Annotated in this window: 20 protein-coding genes, 2 tRNA genes and 1 other RNA gene; 16 read left to right on the plus strand and 7 right to left on the minus strand. The window is 47.5% G+C overall.

All coding sequences use genetic code 11. The annotated features are described in order from the left end of the window. Positions 1-27: 27 nt before the first annotated feature. The 3 genes from A1sIIB106_RS01415 to A1sIIB106_RS01425 are packed head-to-tail and all read left to right on the plus strand — an operon-like array spanning position 28 to position 3,304. Positions 28-1,260 (plus strand): DUF4032 domain-containing protein, encoded by a 1,233-nt coding sequence (locus A1sIIB106_RS01415; protein WP_095677106.1) that lies wholly within the window; start codon positions 28-30, stop codon positions 1,258-1,260. After that, entirely contained in the window at positions 1,257-2,117 is an 861-nt protein-coding gene (locus A1sIIB106_RS01420; protein WP_095677107.1) for a tetratricopeptide repeat protein, read from the plus strand. The genes A1sIIB106_RS01415 and A1sIIB106_RS01420 overlap by 4 nt, the downstream gene beginning before the upstream one ends. Beyond that, entirely contained in the window at positions 2,117-3,304 is a 1,188-nt protein-coding gene (locus tag A1sIIB106_RS01425) for an MFS transporter (protein WP_095677108.1), read from the plus strand. Before A1sIIB106_RS01420 ends, A1sIIB106_RS01425 begins: the two co-directional genes overlap by 1 nt. Here the strand turns inward: A1sIIB106_RS01425 and glgB are convergent. Genes glgB through aceE form a run of 3 tightly spaced genes read right to left on the minus strand, consistent with a single transcriptional unit; the run spans position 3,301 to position 9,941 of the window. Continuing rightward, the gene (gene glgB / locus A1sIIB106_RS01430; protein ID WP_095677109.1) at positions 3,301-5,238 is read right to left on the minus strand and encodes a 1,4-alpha-glucan branching protein GlgB; all 1,938 of its coding nucleotides are present in this window, start codon (positions 5,236-5,238) and stop codon (positions 3,301-3,303) included. The two genes, A1sIIB106_RS01425 and glgB, sit on opposite strands and share 4 nt — an antisense overlap. 9 nt (positions 5,239-5,247) lie before the next feature. Beyond that, positions 5,248-7,212, minus strand: coding sequence for an alpha-1,4-glucan--maltose-1-phosphate maltosyltransferase (locus A1sIIB106_RS01435; protein WP_095677110.1), 1,965 nt, complete (start codon positions 7,210-7,212; stop codon positions 5,248-5,250). An 8-nt stretch (positions 7,213-7,220) separates the two neighbouring features. After that, on the minus strand, positions 7,221-9,941 hold the full coding sequence (gene aceE / locus A1sIIB106_RS01440) for a pyruvate dehydrogenase (acetyl-transferring), homodimeric type (RefSeq protein ID WP_095677111.1): 2,721 nt from the start codon (positions 9,939-9,941) through the stop codon (positions 7,221-7,223). A 137-nt stretch (positions 9,942-10,078) separates the two neighbouring features. Here aceE and A1sIIB106_RS01445 point away from each other — a divergent pair, with 137 nt between their 5' ends. The 3 genes from A1sIIB106_RS01445 (at position 10,079) to A1sIIB106_RS01455 (ending at position 11,042) form a co-directional block, all read left to right on the plus strand. Beyond that, entirely contained in the window at positions 10,079-10,459 is a 381-nt protein-coding gene (locus A1sIIB106_RS01445; protein ID WP_095677112.1) for a DUF3052 domain-containing protein, read from the plus strand. A 9-nt stretch (positions 10,460-10,468) separates the two neighbouring features. Further along, positions 10,469-10,942, plus strand: coding sequence for a peroxiredoxin (locus tag A1sIIB106_RS01450; RefSeq protein ID WP_095677113.1), 474 nt, complete (start codon positions 10,469-10,471; stop codon positions 10,940-10,942). Between the two features lie 28 nt (positions 10,943-10,970). Next, a tRNA-Val gene (locus A1sIIB106_RS01455) sits at positions 10,971-11,042 on the plus strand. 9 nt (positions 11,043-11,051) lie between these two features. Here A1sIIB106_RS01455 and A1sIIB106_RS01460 read toward each other — a convergent pair. From A1sIIB106_RS01460 to A1sIIB106_RS01470, 3 genes are all read right to left on the minus strand, one after another. Continuing rightward, on the minus strand, positions 11,052-11,711 hold the full coding sequence (locus A1sIIB106_RS01460; RefSeq protein ID WP_095677114.1) for a TMEM175 family protein: 660 nt from the start codon (positions 11,709-11,711) through the stop codon (positions 11,052-11,054). 114 nt (positions 11,712-11,825) lie between these two features. Next, positions 11,826-12,302, minus strand: coding sequence for a VOC family protein (locus A1sIIB106_RS01465; RefSeq protein ID WP_095677832.1), 477 nt, complete (start codon positions 12,300-12,302; stop codon positions 11,826-11,828). Between the two features lie 18 nt (positions 12,303-12,320). Further along, a complete protein-coding gene (locus A1sIIB106_RS01470) occupies positions 12,321-12,677 on the minus strand; it encodes an iron chaperone (protein WP_095677115.1) in 357 nt (118 codons plus the stop codon). 95 nt (positions 12,678-12,772) lie between these two features. Between A1sIIB106_RS01470 and A1sIIB106_RS01475 the strand changes: the two genes are divergently transcribed. The 10 genes from A1sIIB106_RS01475 to A1sIIB106_RS01520 all read left to right on the plus strand — a co-directional run bounded on the left by A1sIIB106_RS01475 (position 12,773) and on the right by A1sIIB106_RS01520 (position 18,891). Then, entirely contained in the window at positions 12,773-13,501 is a 729-nt protein-coding gene (locus A1sIIB106_RS01475; protein WP_095677116.1) for a zinc ribbon domain-containing protein, read from the plus strand. Continuing rightward, positions 13,502-14,587, plus strand: coding sequence for a bifunctional RNase H/acid phosphatase (locus A1sIIB106_RS01480; RefSeq protein ID WP_095677117.1), 1,086 nt, complete (start codon positions 13,502-13,504; stop codon positions 14,585-14,587). Then, positions 14,584-15,480 carry a TerC family protein gene (locus A1sIIB106_RS01485; protein WP_190277185.1) on the plus strand — a complete coding sequence of 299 codons (897 nt, stop codon included), beginning with the start codon at positions 14,584-14,586 and terminating at the stop codon, positions 15,478-15,480. The genes A1sIIB106_RS01480 and A1sIIB106_RS01485 overlap by 4 nt, the downstream gene beginning before the upstream one ends. A gap of 31 nt (positions 15,481-15,511) precedes the next feature. Next, positions 15,512-15,863, plus strand: an RNA gene (gene rnpB / locus A1sIIB106_RS01490) — RNase P RNA component class A. Positions 15,864-16,047: 184 nt separating this feature from the next. After that, positions 16,048-16,122, plus strand: a tRNA-Gly gene (locus A1sIIB106_RS01495). 157 nt (positions 16,123-16,279) lie between these two features. Further along, on the plus strand, positions 16,280-16,624 hold the full coding sequence (locus tag A1sIIB106_RS01500; protein WP_095677118.1) for a zinc ribbon domain-containing protein YjdM: 345 nt from the start codon (positions 16,280-16,282) through the stop codon (positions 16,622-16,624). Between the two features lie 70 nt (positions 16,625-16,694). Next, the gene (locus A1sIIB106_RS01505) at positions 16,695-17,066 is read left to right on the plus strand and encodes a hypothetical protein (protein ID WP_223298698.1); all 372 of its coding nucleotides are present in this window, start codon (positions 16,695-16,697) and stop codon (positions 17,064-17,066) included. Positions 17,067-17,097: 31 nt separating this feature from the next. After that, positions 17,098-17,322, plus strand: a complete 225-nt coding sequence (locus A1sIIB106_RS01510; RefSeq protein ID WP_095677119.1) for a DUF1059 domain-containing protein — start codon at positions 17,098-17,100, stop codon at positions 17,320-17,322. Positions 17,323-17,382: 60 nt separating this feature from the next. Continuing rightward, positions 17,383-17,712 (plus strand): DUF2200 domain-containing protein, encoded by a 330-nt coding sequence (locus A1sIIB106_RS01515; protein WP_420021913.1) that lies wholly within the window; start codon positions 17,383-17,385, stop codon positions 17,710-17,712. A 177-nt stretch (positions 17,713-17,889) separates the two neighbouring features. Next, positions 17,890-18,891 (plus strand): TerC family protein, encoded by a 1,002-nt coding sequence (locus A1sIIB106_RS01520; RefSeq protein ID WP_190277187.1) that lies wholly within the window; start codon positions 17,890-17,892, stop codon positions 18,889-18,891. A gap of 16 nt (positions 18,892-18,907) precedes the next feature. On the opposite strand, the gene A1sIIB106_RS01525 is transcribed toward A1sIIB106_RS01520, so the two are convergent. Then, positions 18,908-19,270 (minus strand): TipAS antibiotic-recognition domain-containing protein, encoded by a 363-nt coding sequence (locus tag A1sIIB106_RS01525; RefSeq protein ID WP_190277189.1) that lies wholly within the window; start codon positions 19,268-19,270, stop codon positions 18,908-18,910. Between the last annotated feature and the right edge of the window lie 60 nt (positions 19,271-19,330).

Below are 19,330 nucleotides of genomic sequence, written 5' to 3' on the forward strand. Positions count from 1 at the left end.
CCTATTCTAAAGCGATATCCTTCATACATGGCGTTACGCATTACGGGATTAGGCGAAGAAATCGCCGCCGTTACTGGCTTGCCTTGGCATATTAATTTGGAGGAGTGGCCGGAAGATCCAGCGCTGACCGAAAAGCGCGGTATTTCCAGACATATCGTTCGCTTGGTTCGATCCACCGATGATCCGGATGCGGAAGTCTATGCAGTTAAAGAGACGGTCTCTGAATTCGCAAACCGCGAATATAAAGCGCTGCGCGAACTGGCACACCTCGGAGCACCAAGCGTTCAGCCGATCGCTGTTATTGAAGGCCGTACTGACGAAGCAAGCGAAGAACTTCCTTGTGCGCTGGTAACTCGCTTCTTGCCATACTCATTGCCATATCGCGTTCTGCTTAGCGGTAAAGATGTGACTGCAAATGACATCACGATGATGGCCAACGCTTTAGCTCTATTGCTGGTGCAGTTGCACTTACTTGGCTTCTGGTGGGGCGATTGCTCGCTTTCCAATACTTTATTCCGCCGCGATGCGGAAGCCTTTGCCGCTTACTTAGTTGATGCTGAAACTGGCGAATTTCAAAAGACATTAAGCGATGGACAGCGCGAACATGATTTAGAGATCGCGCACTTTAACGTTGCCGCTGAACTTGAAGATTTAGCTCTCTCTGGCGTTCTATATCCTGGCATGGATCCGATCCGCGCTAGCGAGGCGGTAATCAAGCGTTATCACCGAATCTGGAAAGCGCTTAAGGAGCGTCAGGTTCTAGATCCAAAAGATCGTCACGCCGTCGAACGCGCGATGCGTCAGCTACATGATCTCGGGTTTGCGGTAGATGAAGTCTCGGTTTCTCTAGATGGTGAGTCACAAAAACTTTACTTCCAGCCAAAACTTGTGGCACCTGGATATCACCGCAATCGTTTGCGCGAGTTAACTGGACTCGAAACTGAAGCGCTGCAAGCAAAGCGCTTGTTGGCATCTCTTGATCGCTTCCGGGGCCGTGAAGAAAGTCCGAAACCACCTATGCAAGATTCCGCACGTCGTTGGCTAAATGAAACTTATATGCCGATCGTTGTGATGATTCCTGATAATTTAAAGGGCCGAATCGAAGAAGCACAGTTCTTCCATGAAGTTTTAGAGCATCGCTGGTATTTAAGTGAGCGTGAAGGCCATGATGTTGGGCTAACCTTTGCAGCACAGTCATATATTGAAGATGTACTGCCATTTCGTCGTGATTCTGGAGTAGAAGCGGAGGCGCAAGCATGACGCTTCCTCCTAACTTTGGACGCGCAGTTGATCTGAGTTCACTCGGAAAACCAAAGCCTGAGGCTGCAGGGCCTATGCCCGGCATTGAGATAACCCCTGAGAATTTAACTAATGAATTCCTCTCACTATCAAAAGCCAAACCCGTTGTACTAATTTGTTGGTCACCTCGTTCACCTGAATCACAAGAGGTCGTAGCAATCCTTGGAAAGTTAGCGTTAGCAGATCAGGGCAGTTGGGTACTTGGTCGCGTTGATGTCGATGCTCAACCACAAGTTGCACAAGCTTTGCAGACGCGTGCGGTGCCCTTTGCTGTTGCAATCATCAATGAGCAAATGGTTCCGCTCTTTGAGCAGCCTTATCCAGAAGAACAGATCCGGATGGTTATCGATAAAGTCTTGGCGTTAGCTACTGAGCAAGGCGTGGGTGGCGCACCTGCTGAAAAGATTGAACCCGAAGAGGAAGAAGCAATTGCTGCTCTAGATGCCGGTGATTACGCCAAGGCAGAAGCGGCATATAAGAAGTTATTAGCGCGCAAACCAAATGATAACTTTGCCATTCTGGGCCTTGCGCAGACGCAGTTGATGGCGCGTACTGATGGAATTGATGGCGCCAAAGTAATGAAGGATGCTTCGGCTCAGCCAGACGATATCGCCATTCAATTGCAATGTGCCGATATTGAAATAGTTAGCGGATATCTGGAGCCAGCCTTTGCGCGGTTGCTACGTTTGATTCCACTCTTTGATGGCGCTGAGAAGAAGTTAGTTAAGGATCGCCTCATCGAGTTATTCGCTCTAGTAGATCCAGCTGATCCACGAGTCATCAAGGCGCGCGCTGCGTTAGCGAATGCGCTTTTCTGATGCGCACTATTTCTCCTAAATCTGAAACTTTTCAACTTCAACTTCTCTTCTTCGTCTTTGCCATCTTCATCATGGCTTGGGTTCCTAGATTTCCTGAAGTTAAAGCCAATCTTGGGCTAAGTAATGGGCAATTCGGAACGCTGATTAGTACAGGCACTTTAGGCGCACTTGCCAGCCTTTTCTTAACCGGCCATATCGTGCACAAGTTTGGTACCAAGATTGTGATTCTGGCCAACACTTTCTTGATGTCTGCGGCGCTAATTTCAATTGTGCAGACTAAATCTCCAACGCTATTTTTGATCTTTAATGTGATTTTAGGCTGGGGTATTTCGGGATATCACATCGCCGTAAATGCTCAAGCCTTCAATTCCATTGAGCGCGTTAAGGGACTCACGATCGCTCGACTGCATGGCATGTGGGCCCTTGGAGCACTCACCACCGCTGTTCTATCTGGACTTATCGTTAGCTATGTTGGTTTAGCGCTTCATATTGGTGGAGTCGCTGTGATCATGGCGGTGTTGATTTTTATTTCGGTTAATAAGTTAAATCCCGTGTTAGTGAAACCAAATGAGGATAGTGAAGAACATTTACCTATTCGCACCTTGTTCACATCATTTAGAGTCGACTGGCTCGTTAGCGGTGGCCTGCTATGCGCAGTCTTCTTAGAGTTTGCCACTGGTGACTGGTCTGCAATTTTCACAAAAGAACGTATCGGCGTGAGCGCAGGGCTTGCAGCGCTGCCTTATATCTTCTTTATGATTGCGATGATCGCCGGACGACTCGGTGCAAATCGCCTAAGCCAGATATTTCATATCCATCACACCGTGAGATTTTTATCTTTCGCCGGTGGAACTGGTTTTATCGTCTTCTTAGCGCTTGCTGTAAATATTCCAAGTGAACATAAATACTGGGCGCTGCTGGCAACTTGTCTGGCTTTCACATTTGCTGGCGCCGGATCTTCGCTGCTTGCTCCAACTTTTTATACCGCTGGCAATCGACGCTCAGCGCTACCGAGCGCAGTAGTTGTTGGACAGATGGGCGTTGTAAACAATACGGCGGTTTTTATCCTCAAAGCCTGCGTGGCTTGGACAGCAGAGTTTTCAGGATCTCTGGCAATTGCTTTGGTAATCCCTGCGCTGATGTTGATTGCAACTGCCTTTTTCGCAAAAGTACTTAAAGTAGATTAAACGCGCTCGAGCCAGACTGTAGAAAGTGGCGGGACTCGGAAAGTCCGCTTTAAATCTGTATCTACATCAACGGCAAATGAGTCATTCGCGATTCCACTACCTCCAAAGGCAATGGCATCGGTATTTAGAATTTCACGCCACACACCGGCAGTTGGTAGCGGCAGTTGGTAGCTCTCATGCGGTACTGGTGAGAAGTTAGTTATACAAACAAGTGGCTTTCCATCATCAGACCAGCGGGTAAAGGCCAAGACATTGCTTGCACCATCATCGCCAACCAGCCAGGAGAAACCTTCCGGGCTTGTATCTTTCTGCCAAAGCGCAGGTTGTGATTTATAGATGGCATTTAACTCGGCAACAACTTTCTGCACCCCGTTATGTTCGGCAAATTCAGTTAAATACCACTGCAGACCAGCGCTCTCACTCCACTCGTCATTTTGTGCAAATTCAGATCCCATAAAGAGCAACTTCTTACCTGGGTGGGCCCACATAAATCCATAGAGAGCACGAAGCGTTGCTAGCTTCTGCCAGCGATCACCCGGAAACTTATTTACTAATTGGCCCTTACCGTGAACAACTTCATCGTGGGAAAGCGGAAGCATAAAGTTTTCAGACCACGCATAAAGAATTGAGAAAGTAATCTCGTTATGGTGATAGACGCGGTGAATTGGATCGTGCTGCAAATATTCCAAGGTGTCGTGCATCCAACCCATATTCCATTTAAAACCAAAGCCCAGACCGTTTGAAGAAGTCTCCTTGGTGACACCCGGCCACGCCGTTGATTCTTCAGCGATCATCATGATGCCGGGATGAGTTTTATATGCAGTCGATGTTGCTTCCTGCAAAAGCTGAACTGCTTCGAGGTTTTCGCGACCCCCAAATTTATTCGGCAGCCATTCGCCCTCTTTACGCGAGTAATCAAGGTAGAGCATTGAAGCAACGGCATCCACACGAAGGCCATCGATGTGGAACTCGGTAAGCCAATAAAGAGCGCTAGCAACTAAGAAATTACGCACTTCATTGCGACCGAAGTTGAAGATCAAGGTGCCCCAGTCAGGGTGTTCACCTAGACGCGGATCGGCATGCTCATAAAGTGCTGTGCCATCGAATTTCGCAAGCGCCCATTCATCTTTGGGGAAGTGCGCAGGAACCCAATCCAGGATTAGGCCAATACCCGCAGCATGAAGCGCATCTACTAAGAATTTAAATTCATCAGGGGATCCAAAGCGCGAAGTCGGTGCAAAGAAGGAAGTTACTTGGTAACCCCAAGAAGGTCCATATGGATGCTCGGTAACTGGCAAGAATTCCACGTGGGTAAAGCCTTGTTCTGTTACATAGCTAACGAGTTCGGTCGCTAGTTCGCGATAGGAAAGCCCTAACTTCCAAGAGCCTAAGTGGACTTCGTAGACTGCTACTGGGCTGCGCCAAGGTTCAAATTTAGAACGCTCAGCAATCCATTTTGAATCTTGCCATTGATAATTTGATTCGTTAACAATCGATGCGGTGTGTGGGGGAGTCTCAGTTTGGCGGGCAAGTGGATCAGCATGATCTACCCAGCGACCGTCGATGCCGCAGATGGCAAACTTGTATTTAACTCCTGCACCGATATCTGCAATAAAGATCTCCCAGATACCAGATGAACCTAAGCGAATCATGGGATGGGTGTTCTTATCCCAGTAATTTAAATCGCTAATCAAACTAACTGCGTGGGCATTTGGCGCCCAAACGGTAAAGGCGGTTCCAAGTAGTTCACCATTTTGATCGCGCCTTACATGCGCGCCAAGGACTTCCCATAACTTCTCATGGCGACCTTCTGCAAGTAGATGAAAATCTAGCTCGCCGAGTGTGGAGTTAGGATTTAAAAATGTGGCGGGCGCTATGTAGATCTCTTCCTTTGCGTCTTTACTCTTACCGAAGAGCTTCTGGAAGAAAGACATGATCTGAGGTTAGAGCCTTACCTGGCAAATGTGTGCAACTTTGCCAGTTGGTCTTGCTGGATCAAGGCGGATAAAGGTATCTGGGCTCCATGTAAAGCTCCGGTTATCCAGTAAATCTTTGACCTCGAATGAATGTGCCGCAATTCCGAGCGCCTTCATATCCCAATGAACTGTGGTCTCTTGGGCATATGTTGGATCAAGATTTACGACCACCAAAATCAAATCATCACCGGTGCGCTTGGAATAAGCGATGATCGAATCAGAATCGGTGTGATGAAAGCGCAGATTGCGAAGTTGCAGCAACGTCGGGTGCGCGCGACGGATCTGGTTTAACTGAGTAATAAAGGGTGCCAGGGTTATGCCTTTTTTAGCCGCTCCATCCCAGTCACGTACCTTAATCTCGTACTTCTCGGAATCTAAATACTCTTCGCCACCTTCTTTAAAGCGGCGGTGCTCATAGAGTTCATAGCCGGCATACATTCCCCAAGATGGCGTAAGCGTTGCCGCCAGCACTGCACGAAGTGCAAACATTGCAGGGTTTCCAGATTGCAAATGGAAAGGCAAGATATCTGGAGTGTTCACCCAGAAGTTTGGTCTAAAGAATGCGCTGGTCTCTTGCGAAACTTCACGTCCATATTCCATAAGTTCAGCCTTGCTAGTGCGCCATGTGAAATATGTATATGACTGATGGAAACCAGCTTTGCCAAGTGCGTGCATCATCGCTGGTTTGGTAAATGCTTCCGCGAGAAATACAACGTCTGGGCTTTCCTTGTAAATAACCGACATAACTTCTTGCCAGAAGTGAACCGGTTTGGTGTGGGGATTATCAACGCGGAAGATAGTTACACCTTTAGAAACCCATAAACGGATAATGCGCAGAACTTCAGCAAGAATTCCTGAGTAATCATTATCAAAGTTAATTGGATAGATATCTTGGTATTTCTTTGGGGGATTCTCGGCATAAGCGATCGTGCCGTCAGGGCGAGTTGTAAACCATTCAGGGTTTGATTTAACCCAAGGATGATCAGGTGATGCTTGTAGTGCTAGATCTAAAGCAATTTCCACGTTGTTCTTCTTGGCTATCGATACAAAGGTTTCAAAATCGGCCATAGTGCCAAGTGCTGGATTAATGGCATCGTGGCCACCTTCCACGTTTCCAATCGCCCAAGGCACACCTGGGTCGGTATCGCTGGGAGTTAAAGTGTTATTGCGCCCCTTGCGATGAGCGGTACCGATTGGATGAATCGGTGGCAGATAGAGAACATCAAAGCCCATTGCAGCAACGGCTGGAATTCGCTTGGCAGCAGTGGCAAAGTTTCCACTCGTTATTCGCCCGTGCGCATCAACAATCGCGCCTTCGCTGCGAGGAAAGAATTCATACCAAGCACCGACAAGTGCGCGATCACGATCTGCGCGAACTGGGATTAGCTCAGAACGGCTTACTAAACGGCGCAGTGGGTTTGCGGCAAAGTAGGCGCGAATTTCAGTGGTTGTTGCCTGAGAGAAACGATTGGCTGGTGCAAGTGAGGTATCGGTTAGCGCTTTGATTGCGGGAGAGAGCAACTTCTTTGCAGATGGATCTTCGTTTAGCTTCTCTTCGAATATTAACTTGCCGATGGTGCAGCAAAGTTCGGCATCGATATCGGCTGCGATCTTGATTTCAGAGTCATGTTCCCAAGTTGCGAAGGGATCATCAAAAGCTTCGATCGCATAATTGAATTCACCGCGCGCCGGAATTGTGATCGTTCCTTCAAAGCGATCGCCACCACGCCAGATTTCACGCATCGCATTGCGGGCAATCTCTTTACCTTTGTCATCAAATAACAGAGCATGCGCACCAAGTGCATCATGGCCTTCGCGAAAGATCGTTGCAGTAACTGCAATTACCTCACCCGCAACCGCCTTTACAGGAACTAACTCGCCTCCGAAATTAACCGCAGGAGAGATATCTGTAATGGGGATGCGAGTAATCAAGAGTTACCTCAGCCAGAGCCTTCGGTATTTCCCGGATCTGCAGCGTTGATGTCGTTGATCTGATACTTATTGATCGCTTCCTGAACCATGCTTGCCTTTACATCTCCGCTCTTAGCAAGAGCGGCAAGCGTTGCGATAACGATTGATTCGGCATCGACCTTGAAGTGGCGACGAAGTGCGCCGCGTGTATCGGATAGACCAAAGCCATCTGTGCCAAGTGAAGTGAAATCTTGGCTAACCCATGGTGCGATCTGATCTTGAACTGCGCGCATGTAATCACTAACTGCGATGACCGGACCTTCTGCGTTGGCAAGTTTCTTGGCAACGTATGCGGTGCGTTGATCAGATGGATTTAAGAAGTTGTGGCGATCTACCGCTAAACCATCGCGGCGTAGTTCGTTCCATGAAGTAACTGACCAAACTGAAGCAGATACGCCCCAATCAGATTCCAGAAGTTTCGCTGCCTTTAGCGCCCAGTTCATTCCAACGCCAGATGCCAAGATCTGCGCAACTTTCTTACGCTGCTTTGGACCTTGCTGGAAGAGATAAATTCCCTTGAGCAAACCTTCAGTATCAAGATTTTCAGGTTCGGCCGGTTGAACATATGGCTCGTTGTAAACAGTTAGGTAGTAGTAAACGTTCTCACTGTTTTCGCCGTACATACGACGAAGACCATCTTTAACAATATGTCCTAGTTCGTAAGCAAATGCTGGGTCGTATGCAACAACTGCTGGGTTGGTTGAAACAAGAAGTGGTGAGTGACCATCTTCGTGTTGCAGACCTTCACCGTTAAGAGTTGTGCGCCCCGCCGTTGCACCAACTACGAATCCACGTACCAACTGATCGGCAGCAGCCCAGAAAGCATCTCCGGTGCGTTGGAATCCGAACATTGAGTAGAAGATGTAGATCGGAATCATTGGCTCATCGTGCGTTGAGTAAGAAGATCCAACTGCAGTAAATGAAGCAACCGAACCAGCTTCGTTAATACCTTCGTGAAGGATTACACCAGCGGTTGATTCTTTATAGGAAAGCATTAGCTCGCGGTCGACCGCGGTGTACTGCTGACCATGTGGTGAGTAAATCTTTAGCGTTGGGAACAATGAATCCATACCGAAGGTACGAGCTTCATCAGGAATGATCGGTACTAAACGTGCACCAAGTCCTGGATCCTTAACGAGATCTTTCAACATACGAACAAATGCCATTGTGGTTGCAACTTCTTGCTGACCAGAACCGCGCTTAACAGATTCGTAAGCTTCATCGGCAGGTTGTGCCAATGGGCGTGAAACGCTGCGGCGGCGTGGAATTGATCCACCAAGTGCGGCGCGACGTTCTTCCAGGTACTTAGCTTCTGCAGAATCTGCAGCTGGCTTGTAATAAGGAGGTGTGTACTTATCCAACTTCTCATCAGCGATTGGAATACCCAAGCGATCGCGGAATTCGACGATATCTTCAAGTGACATCTTCTTCATCTGGTGCGTTGAGTTACGCGCTTCGAAGTGCGAGCCAAGTGTCCAACCCTTAACGGTCTTCGCCAAGATGACTGTTGGGCGACCATTTGGTTGCGATGCAGCTGCGTAAGCGGCATAAAGCTTGCGGTAATCATGTCCACCGCGCTTTAGGTTCCAGATCTGATCATCCGACCAGTTTGCAACCATGGCTGCAGTTCGTGGATCGCGACCAAAGAACTTCTCGCGAACATAAGCGCCGCTTTCGCCCTTAAATGTTTGGTAATCACCATCGAGAGTGGTGTTCATAATGTTTACAAGTGCGCCTTCGCGATCTTGGGCAAGCAGTGGATCCCACTCGCGGCCCCAGACAACCTTGATTACATTCCAGCCGGCTCCACCGAAGATTGATTCAAGCTCTTGAATAATCTTGCCGTTACCGCGCACAGGTCCATCAAGGCGCTGCAAGTTACAGTTAACAACGAAAGTTAAGTTATCGAGATTTTCACGTGATGCGAGTCCGATCGCGCCCAAGGTATCGACTTCATCGACTTCACCATCGCCAAGGAATGCCCAAACGCTTTGCTGGCTCGTATCTTTAATCCCGCGGTTATGTAGGTAACGGTTAAAGCGCGCTTGGTAAATTGCATTGATCGGACCGATACCCATAGACACAGTCGGGAACTGCCAGAACTCAGGCATCAAACGTGGGTGCGGATAAGAAGATAGCCCGCCGCCTTGATGTGAAAGTTCCTGACGGAAACCATCTAATTGGTGTTCGCTTAAGCGACCTTCCATAAATGCGCGTGCATACATTCCGGGTGATGCGTGGCCCTGGAAGAAGATCTGATCTCCGCCGCCTGGGTGATCTTGTCCGCGGAAGAAGTGGTTAAAACCAACTTCGTAAAGTGCGGCAGATGATGCGTAAGTAGAAATGTGTCCACCGACTCCGATGCCGGGGCGTTGTGCGCGGTGAACCAACATCGCAGCGTTCCAGCGGATATATGCGCGGATGCGACGTTCAATTGCTTCATCGCCCGGAAATGCTGGTTCGTTTTCTGGAGTAATAGTGTTGATGTAATCGGTATTGCGAAGAGCGGCAACGCCAATATTTTTTTCATGTGCGCGCTGCAGCAACTTCAAGATTAGGTAACGCGCGCGGACCGGTCCTGCGCCATTGAGTGCGGCATCGAAGGAGGCTTGCCATTCGGCGGTCTCACTTGGATCGATATCTACTAGCTGGTCGATGATCTGGTCTGGGACGCCGAAGTTCTCGCTCATGGGCTTATTCTCGCGCTTACGCGGTAGTAGAGCAAAATCCGACCACTTTCTGTCTCAGAAAGGCGCGCAGAAATGGGCCACCCGAAACTCTTGTCAAAGCGCTCGCAATTCGGTGGACTTATCCCGTGGCAAAGGGGATGGGATTTGCTCAAGGAGAGATAGTCCTTGAAGTCGGCTATGACTCTGATTGCGATGACGCACTTCGCAAAGAGATCGCGGCCACAGTTGGAACCAAGTTTCTAGAAGGATCTGCAACTGAAGTTGTCGATGCAGTACTTCTCTGGTGGCGCGATGGCGATGGCGATCTCGTTGATGAATTAATGGATGCCCTCACATATTTAAGTGAGACCGGACCGATCTGGGTATTAACTCCAAAAGTTGGTCGCGATGGACATGTTGAACCAAGTGACATTCAGGATGCGGCACCAATTGCGGGGATGAGCCAAACATCAACCCTTGTCGTAGCAAATGATTGGACGGCAACACGTCTAGTGGCGCGTAAGGCTGGCAAACGATAAGTTTGGCGCATGAGCCAAACACTTACTGGAATTTCTGTTGGATCGGTTGCACCTGACTTTGAATTAAAAGATCAGCACGGCGCCAAAGTTTCTCTCTCATCATTTAAGGGAAATAAGAACGTTGTTCTTCTCTTTATACCGTTCTCATTTACCGGCACATGCACCGGCGAGCTCTGCGCGATCCGCGATGACTTAGCCGCATTCCAAAACGACAACGTTCAGGTAATTGCTGTCTCATGCGATTCGCCTTACACACAAAAAGTTTTTGCAGAACAAGAGGGTTACAAGTTCCCAGTGCTTGCGGATTTCTGGCCACATGGCGCAGCAGCAAAAGCTTTCGGGGTATTTAACGAAGATATTGGTTGCGCAATGCGCGGCACATTTATCATCGATAAAGCAGGCGTTGTTCGCTGGTCAGTCGTAAATGGCCTCGGCGATGCGCGTAATAACGGGGATTACAAGGCCGCAATCGCTGCCCTGTAGTTGAGGTAGTATTTGCCTCGCAACAATCGGGTGCTTAGCTCAGTGGTAGAGCGTCTCGTTTACACCGAGAATGTCGGGGGTTCGAAACCCTCAGCGCCCACGCAGGTAATCAAACCTTCTTAATTAGCGTTGGAATAATTCTCTCGTAAGACTTAATCGGATTGGCCTGCAAAAGAACAAAAATTGCAAAACCGATAAGCGCAACCCAAGAATTAATGAGCGCTAGTGGTACTAAGACGATGCCCCATAGAGCTCCTATACCCCACAGAATTGGTAGGACCTTTCGGAGTTTCTTCGCTGGATAGGGACAATCTTCGGTGAAATTAATTTTGAATTTAAATCCTATAAATGGAAAAGCGATTACATTCGTCCAGAATTGACCAAATAGGCAAACGCCAAAGTAAAACACTCCCCATTTTTGATTTGGAGTATTTAAATTTTCAGCAAGCAGCGCTACGCCAAATGGAATTAAGGCCACCCATGCCATTGTGATTCCATGGTTCCAAACAATGTGAGCATTTGTTCCTTCTACGTATTGGCCCAATGCGTGATAGCCGTACCACATGGAGAAAAGAACCAGGAATCCAAGGGCGTAGGACAGAAATGTTGGCCAATGATCTAAGAGCGCGGCGTTGAGGTCATCGCTATGGCTAACCTCTGAAACAACTCCAACCACGTCTAAACCTAGAAGTGTAAGAGCAATTGAAAAAACACCATCGCTAAGGGAATCAATTAATTTGTGGCTTATATGCTTAATTTGCGCGGCCATCCGAATCTCCATTCGCCTTTAAATTTGAGTTTAAGGTAATGGAAAGTCCAAAAGGAACCGGAAAACACGCCCAATGAACGAATGAACTTTATTTAAACGCACATTACGAAGAGATTAGTTTCCTAGATACGCGCTCTTCATGGCAGCTAAATCAATCTTCTTCATCTCCAGCATCGCTTTAGTGGCGCGCTGAGAACCTTCAGCATCTGGCCCACCCAAGTAGTTCATCATCTCAGGTGAAGTTACCTGCCAAGAGATTCCAAATTTATCTTTAAGCCAACCACATTGGCTTTCTTGCCCGCCATCTGCCGTAAGTAGATCCCAGAACTTATCTATCTCTGCTTGATCGGCGCATGGAATCTGAAATGAAATTGCCTCTGAATGTGGGAACTGCGGACCCCCATTTAGTCCGATGAAGTTCTGCCCAAAAATCTTAAAGTTAACGACTATCTCTTCGCCTTGTTGATTGCCAGGAGTATCAGTTGGAGCGATCCAGTTATCGGAAACTGAGCTATTTGGGAAAATTGATGAGTAAAAGTTTGCGGCTTCGCGCGCGCGGCCGTTAAACCAGAGGCAGGTAGTCATTTCCATTTGGAAAAGGTAAGGCAACTACTTGGCTTGAGTCAATTTCGCTTTGATTAACTTCTTCAATAGAGTTTTAGTAAGTGGCTTATCAACCGGAACATGAATTGCGCTAATTGTCTTTGAAAAGCCAGCTAATTCGACCGGGAACAACTTCAAAATTGAACCGCTAAAAGGGTAGTAACCAACATGCTTCTTATTGGCCAGCAATCCGGCAACAATCGTTTCATCCACTTTGAATGCCGGCATTCCATAGCTCACTACTTCTTGCGCATCTGGAACTATTTCCAAAATTCGCTTGCGCATCTCAAGCATTGTTTCTTTATGTGGCGACGGGGCCGATTGATAATGTGCGCGAACTGCGACAGGTAACTGTTTTTCCACGGAGAAATAGTACAACTGGCCCTAATCAAGTAAGGTTCTCCATAGAATTCAATATCCGGTGCGCGACGAAGAAGTGCAGTTATAAGGAGTGAGTTGTGAAGGCTAGCGTTAGCGATCAGCGCTCCATTCTCGACATTCAGAACTTCGATTTCACTACAACTTCCCTAAACGCCAAAGCCGCTGGCCTTCCAGAGATACCGGCGATTAATTCACTCACAATCAAGCAGAACAATGCTCGCGATCTACGTATCGCCGCTGAAACAGAGTTAAACGATGTAAAGCGCGAGTTAAACCGGGCCGAAACAGATGTTGAACAAGTTGTCTCACGAATCAATCGCGATGAAGCCCGCCTTGCTTCTGGCACAGGGGCTGCCAAGGAGTTAGAACAACTCCAACACGAACTTGTTTCCCTCGCTGCGCGCCGTGCTGAACTCGAAGAAGTTGAGCTTGAGATCATGATGCGCGTTGATGGAATTAAAGAGCGCATCGCAGAACTTGGCGCCGAAGAAAGTGCTCATGCAGCAGAGATTGCCAACCTAGAAATTTCGAAAGAAAACGCGCTAACAATTATCTTTGCAGATCTCAAAGCAGCGGCTGGTGATCGCGCGAAGACTGCAGCTAGCGTAAACCCCGAACTAATGGCGCTATACGAGAAAATTCGTACCAGCAATAATGGAACAGGGGCAGCAGCGTTGGTTGGAAACCAATGCAAGGGTTGTCACTTAACTTTAAACACCATCGAACTACAGCGCATTGCCGGTTTGCCGGAAGACGAACTCGTGCGTTGCGAAGAATGTCGGTGCATTTTGGTGCGTGGTCTATAAATGGCGCGCAAATTCAAATTAACTGCTGATGGCGGTTCTCGCGGAAATCCAGGCCCAGCTGGTTACGGCGCAGTGGTTACTGAAAACGGAAAGATCGTTGCCGAACTCTTTGATGTAATCGGAATTGCAACGAATAACGTCGCTGAATACAGCGGACTTCTCGCCGGTTTAAGCCACATCAATAAACTCGATCCCGCAGCAACTGTAGAAGTTGCCATGGATTCAAAGTTAGTTGTTGAGCAAATGTCGGGTCGTTGGCAGATCAAACATGCGGATATGCGCGATTTGGCAAAGCAGTGCCGTGCAGCCCATGATCCTTCGCTCGTTAAATACTCTTGGATTCCACGCGATGAAAATTCACATGCCGATCGCTTAGCCAATAAGGCCTTAGATGGTGGCTCAGCACATAAGACTGAACCACAAGTGCAACAGAACTACTTATCTGAGCGACTTCGCAGTAGCGAAGTTCCAACCATGCTCTACATGGTTCGCCACGGTGAAACGATTCTGACACCACTGCGAAAGTTTTCGGGAACTGGGCCAATCAATCCAGAGTTAACGGAGAAAGGTTTATCTCAGGCTGCCGCTGTCGCCAAAGAGATCGCCAAATTAAAGCCAGAAGTTTTAATTGCTTCTCCTCTAATGCGCACCACCCAAACAGCGCAAGCAATTGCAGATGCCACAGGACTTGAAATCAACTTTGACGAAATTTGGTTTGAACTTTCATTCGGCGATTGGGATGGCCTCTCCTTCGAAGAGGTAAAAGAGAAGTTCCCTGATGAATATCAAGCCTGGTTAAATTCATCTTCCTACGCACCTGCGGGTGGCGAGTCTTACGATCAGGCAGGTATTCGCGTTGAAGAAGCGCTCGAAAAGGTTGCAGCTGTTTATCCTGGTCAGCGAGTCGTCGTAGTAACTCACAATGGAGTCATTAAATTAGCGGCACAGATCGCAACCGGGGCACCCACCGAAGCGGTCTTCCATATAGATGCAGCACCTTGTTCAATATCGTCAATATCTATTTGGCCATCAGATGGACTGCGCGCCCTGCGTAGCCTTAACGAGACAGGACACTTCCGCCCATGATTAGTTCAACCGAGTGGCTATTAACTATCGGTGGTCTTGCCGCAGTAATCATCTTTGATTTAGCCCTGGCTGTTGCTCATCGCAACAAAGAGACCAGTACAAAAGAGGCGCTCGGTTGGACGCTCTTTTATGTGGCGGCGGCTATAACTTTTGGTTTGCTAATGCCACGTTGGACATCAGATCAGCTGCGGACTGAATTCTTTGCAGGTTGGCTGACTGAATACGCACTCTCTGTCGACAACATCTTTGTATTTATTATTTTGATTTCAACGCTCAAGGTAAAGAAAGAATCCCAGCAACTTGTTCTTCTATTCGGAATCCTTATCGCCATCGTTCTACGCGTGATTTTGATCTTTGCTGGAGTCGCACTTGTAACTCGCTTTACCTCAGCCTTCTATGTCTTTGGTGCATTCTTGATTTTCACAGCTTGGAAGCTAATCAATGAAAAAGAAGAGGTAGAAAAAGATGAAGGTAAGTTAATTACCTTCCTTCGTAACCGTGGCCTAAGCACCTTCGCCATTGCGCTAATCGCTCTGGGCGTTACCGATCTCGTATTTGCCCTTGATTCAATCCCGGCAATCCTTGGGCTAACAACTAGTACCTACGTTGTAATTACTGCAAATATCTTTGCGCTAATGGGTCTTCGTCAGCTCTACTTCTTGCTTCAAGGTGCAATGGATCGACTGGTTCACCTTGGCCGCGGACTCTCATTTATCTTGGCATTTATCGGCGTAAAGATGATCTTGCACGCATTACACGAAAATGGCGTGCATGTTGTTGATATTTCGCTAGAGGTTAGTTTGACGGTAATTGTTTCCACTTTGGCGATTACTGCCCTAACAAGCCTTTATGCCACGCGTGATTCGACTAAAGAAGATAAAGGCATTTCGTAACACCCACTAGTTCGCGTATCCTTATTTACGAAGAGTCGCCCGGATCACCGCGTTGCGCAAGCACCGAGGAAAGTCCGGACTTCGCAGAGCAAGGTGGTGGGTAACGCCCACCCGGAGAAATCCGCGGGATTAGTGCCACAGAAAATAGACCGCACATGTAAATGTGTAAGGGTGAAACGGTGGTGTAAGAGACCACCAGTATTTGTAGTGATGCAGATAGCTTGGTAAACCCCACCTGAAGCAAGACCACGCAGATGGCGTTTGAGAACTGCTCGTTCGAGCCATCGGGTAGGTTGCTTGAATCTGTAAGTAATTACAGATCTAGATGGATGGTGATCCGTTCGCAAGAACGACAGGATCCGGCTTATAGGGCGACTCTTCTTTTCATCATAGTTACTGCGAGTAACTAAATACTTGTGTCATAATCTTCTTGCACTACGGGTTTGGTAGTAATCGGGGCTTGGTTAATTTCCAAGTCCCTTTTGCTTTTCAAGTTAGTTTTTATCCACATTTAGCCCGATTTAGAAATTTCGTGAGCCAGTAATTGCATAACTTCGCTTCCGTGTTGGGGGCGTGTTGTAATTGGCAGCAATCGTGTTTACCAAACCCGAAGTGCGGGTTCAAATCCCGTCGCCTCCACCACAGTCTTAGCTGTCTCAGCTCGATCTATTGGTAATGATCAAAAGAGTTGCAGCAGATATGCATGGGAGGGCCTCGAGAGATCGAGGCCCTTTCCAATTGTTCCGGCTTATAAGGCGGATCTACATTAAGTCTCGATAAAATCACTTAGAATCAAGTTATGAGTGATCAACTACCCCCGTGTCCTGAATGTAAATCTGAATTCTCATACGAAATGGGCGAGCTACTCATCTGCCCCGAATGTGCTCACGAGTGGAACCCAACTGAAGTTGAAATTGAGACTGTTCGCGTAATTAAAGACGCTTCGGGAAACGTCCTTGTCGATGGTGATGATGTAACCATCGTGAAGGATATGAAGGTCAAGGGAAGCTCGAATACTCTGAAAGTTGGAACGAAAGTACGAGGGATTCGACTCGTCGATGGGCCTGGTGATCACGACATAGAGGCGAAGGTAGATGGTTTCGGACCAATGAATTTGAAATCTAGCATTGTGAGAAAGGCTTAAATTTTGGCTGAAGATAATCGAGGCATTCCGGCTTATAGGTCGACTCTTCATTTTAAATTAGGATTTTATAATGTCTAAGCAGCTAATGATTCTGATCTCTGGGCCATACATGTCAGGAACTAATGGCGATGAAGCGGCAATCGCTAAGAATCTCAAGGCGATGGAAGATTACGCGCTCCCAATTTTTGCCAAGGGACATCTTGCCGTCGTGGGTGAATGGCTTGCCTGGCCGGTGATTAGACAAGCGGGCGGTGATTCTCATTCATCAGATCAATTCTCCGAATACCAATACCCGGTTGCTCATAGGCTTTTAGAAAAGTGTGATGCAGTGCTGCGCATCCCCGGTGAATCTCGGGGCGCTGATCTTGAGATGGCAAAGGCAAAAGAATTAGGAAAACTCATATTTATGAGCCTTGAAGAAATCCCTGATCTGGCTTCCTGATTTAAAATAGATTTTTCAATACAATTACGATATGAAATCAATGACATGCAATCAGCTTGGTGGCGCCTGCGAGCAGGTTTTTTCTGGTGAGACTTTTGATGAACTAGCAGCTCAAAGCCAACAGCATGGCAAGGAAATGTTCGGTGCAAACGATGGGCCACATATGGCTGCAATGGGCAAGATGATGGAGCTCATGAAGACAGGTGGAATGGATTCATGGATGGCCGAACGTAAAGCTGAGTTCGAAGCACTTTAACCGTGGCCGTATTTCGACAAAAGAACGGCCTGTAATTAATTGACTCACAAGATCTACGAGATGCCAGTGGCGTCGGTTTATGTTCACTATGTAAACAAGGTAGTCCGAAAAGATCGGACTGAGGATGAGCTAATTGAGGTTATCAAGTGGCTGACGGGGTTCGACAAAAGAACTCTGAGAAAGCATCTTAAGGATGAAATCACATTTAGAGAGTTCTTCAAAGCGGCCAAGATTAATCCGAAAGCCAAACTGATCACAGGAAGTATTTGTGGCGTAAAGATTGCTGAAATTGAAGACCCACTGATGAAGAAGATTCGCTACATGGATAAGTTGGTCGATGAACTAGCCAAGGGCCGACCAATGGAGAAGGTTCTTCGCCAAGATTTATAGCCGAGTGTTTAATTTGCGCAGCGTAAAATCTCAACATAGACTTTCGCAAAGTTAAGGGGAGTACCTCGCTAACGCACCTTCGTCAATACGGATAGAAATTATCCCGGGGTTGCGACCACTTTGTGGTGAGGGAGACCTTGGCAACACTGGCCCCTTTAACGAATAGGTTTGATAATCATGAATGTAACCCTTTTAACTTGGACTGTAGTTATTGGCGTGATCACCGCGCTGATCGTTATTGATCTACTCACCGTAAGCCGTAAACCCCACGATGTAATGTTTAAAGAAGCGGCCATTTGGTCAATCTTCTACATCGGCGTCGCCATTGCTTTTGGAGTCTGGGTCTGGCAAAGCGCGGGTTCGCAATTTGGAACCGAATACTTCGCCGCTTATCTCGTGGAGAAATCTTTATCTGTTGACAACTTATTTGTATTCATAATCATCTTGGCTCAATTCAAGGTGCCATCAATATTCCACCAAAGAGTGTTGATGTTTGGCGTCATTCTTGCGCTCGTTCTCCGCGCAATCTTTATCGCAGTTGGTGCAGCAGCGCTAGCCGCCTTTAGCTTCACATTCGTGATCTTCGGTGCAATTCTTATCTGGACCGGCGTTGGCTTATTCAAGCACTGGGATGAAGACCCTTCACCTGAAGATAACGCGATGGTGCGCACCATCAGAAAACGTATTGCTATGACTGATGAATACGATGGTTCGAAGATCTTTACACGGCAAAATGGCAAGCGCATCGCCACACCTATGTTCTTGGTGATGATCGCTATCGCATCAACCGATCTACTTTTTGCGCTGGATTCAATCCCAGCGACTTTCGGTGTTACACAAGAGCCATTCTTGGTCTTTGCAGCCAATGCATTCGCGCTTTTGGGCTTACGCGCCTTGTACTTCTTGCTCAAGGGGCTGCTAGATAAGTTGGTTTACCTATCTCTTGGTCTGTCAGTAATTCTGATGTTTATCGGAATTAAGTTGATCCTGACTTACTTGCACGAAACCTGGACTGAGATTCCTAAGATCCCAACAGTTGGCAGTTTGGCTGTGATCGGATTGATTCTGCTGGTTTCAACGGTGGCGAGCTTTATAAAGGTAAAGCGAGATCCAAAGGCGCAGGCTCATGCTGGTCGCGTTACCTCTGGAAAGCATCCTGAGGCTAATAGCCAAGACTAATTTCGAATGAGTGAATTTATTGAGCCATTATGGCGTCGTGAACGTATTGCGCTAACCCGCGCACGCGGCCGTCGTAATACTCTTTGAATCGCCTATCCTCGATATACATAACAGCCAGATTCTTTTGCATTTCAGGAGAGCAGTCGTAGAACCACTTAGAAATCGCATCCCTATGGGCGATAACTGCAGCTTGTGTTTTTTCGGAATGAATATCTAGCCCATTGCCAAAGGCATATACAAAGAGTTCGGTGGCAGCCTCTTGGTCTACCTTGGCTTTTCTAAAATCTTCTTTGGAGTATTTCGAAGTCTTTGCTTGTGACTGCTCATATGCGGCGGTATTTCCCCAGCGCGCTTGAACCTCATCGTCGTATTTGGACATGCTTAATTCTAACCTCAACTCGTTTTTCGTAGCCATTCACTTGGGGTGTATGTAAACTCG

The organism is Candidatus Planktophila lacus (genome assembly GCF_002288325.1).
Classification (GTDB): domain Bacteria; phylum Actinomycetota; class Actinomycetes; order Nanopelagicales; family Nanopelagicaceae; genus Planktophila; species Planktophila lacus.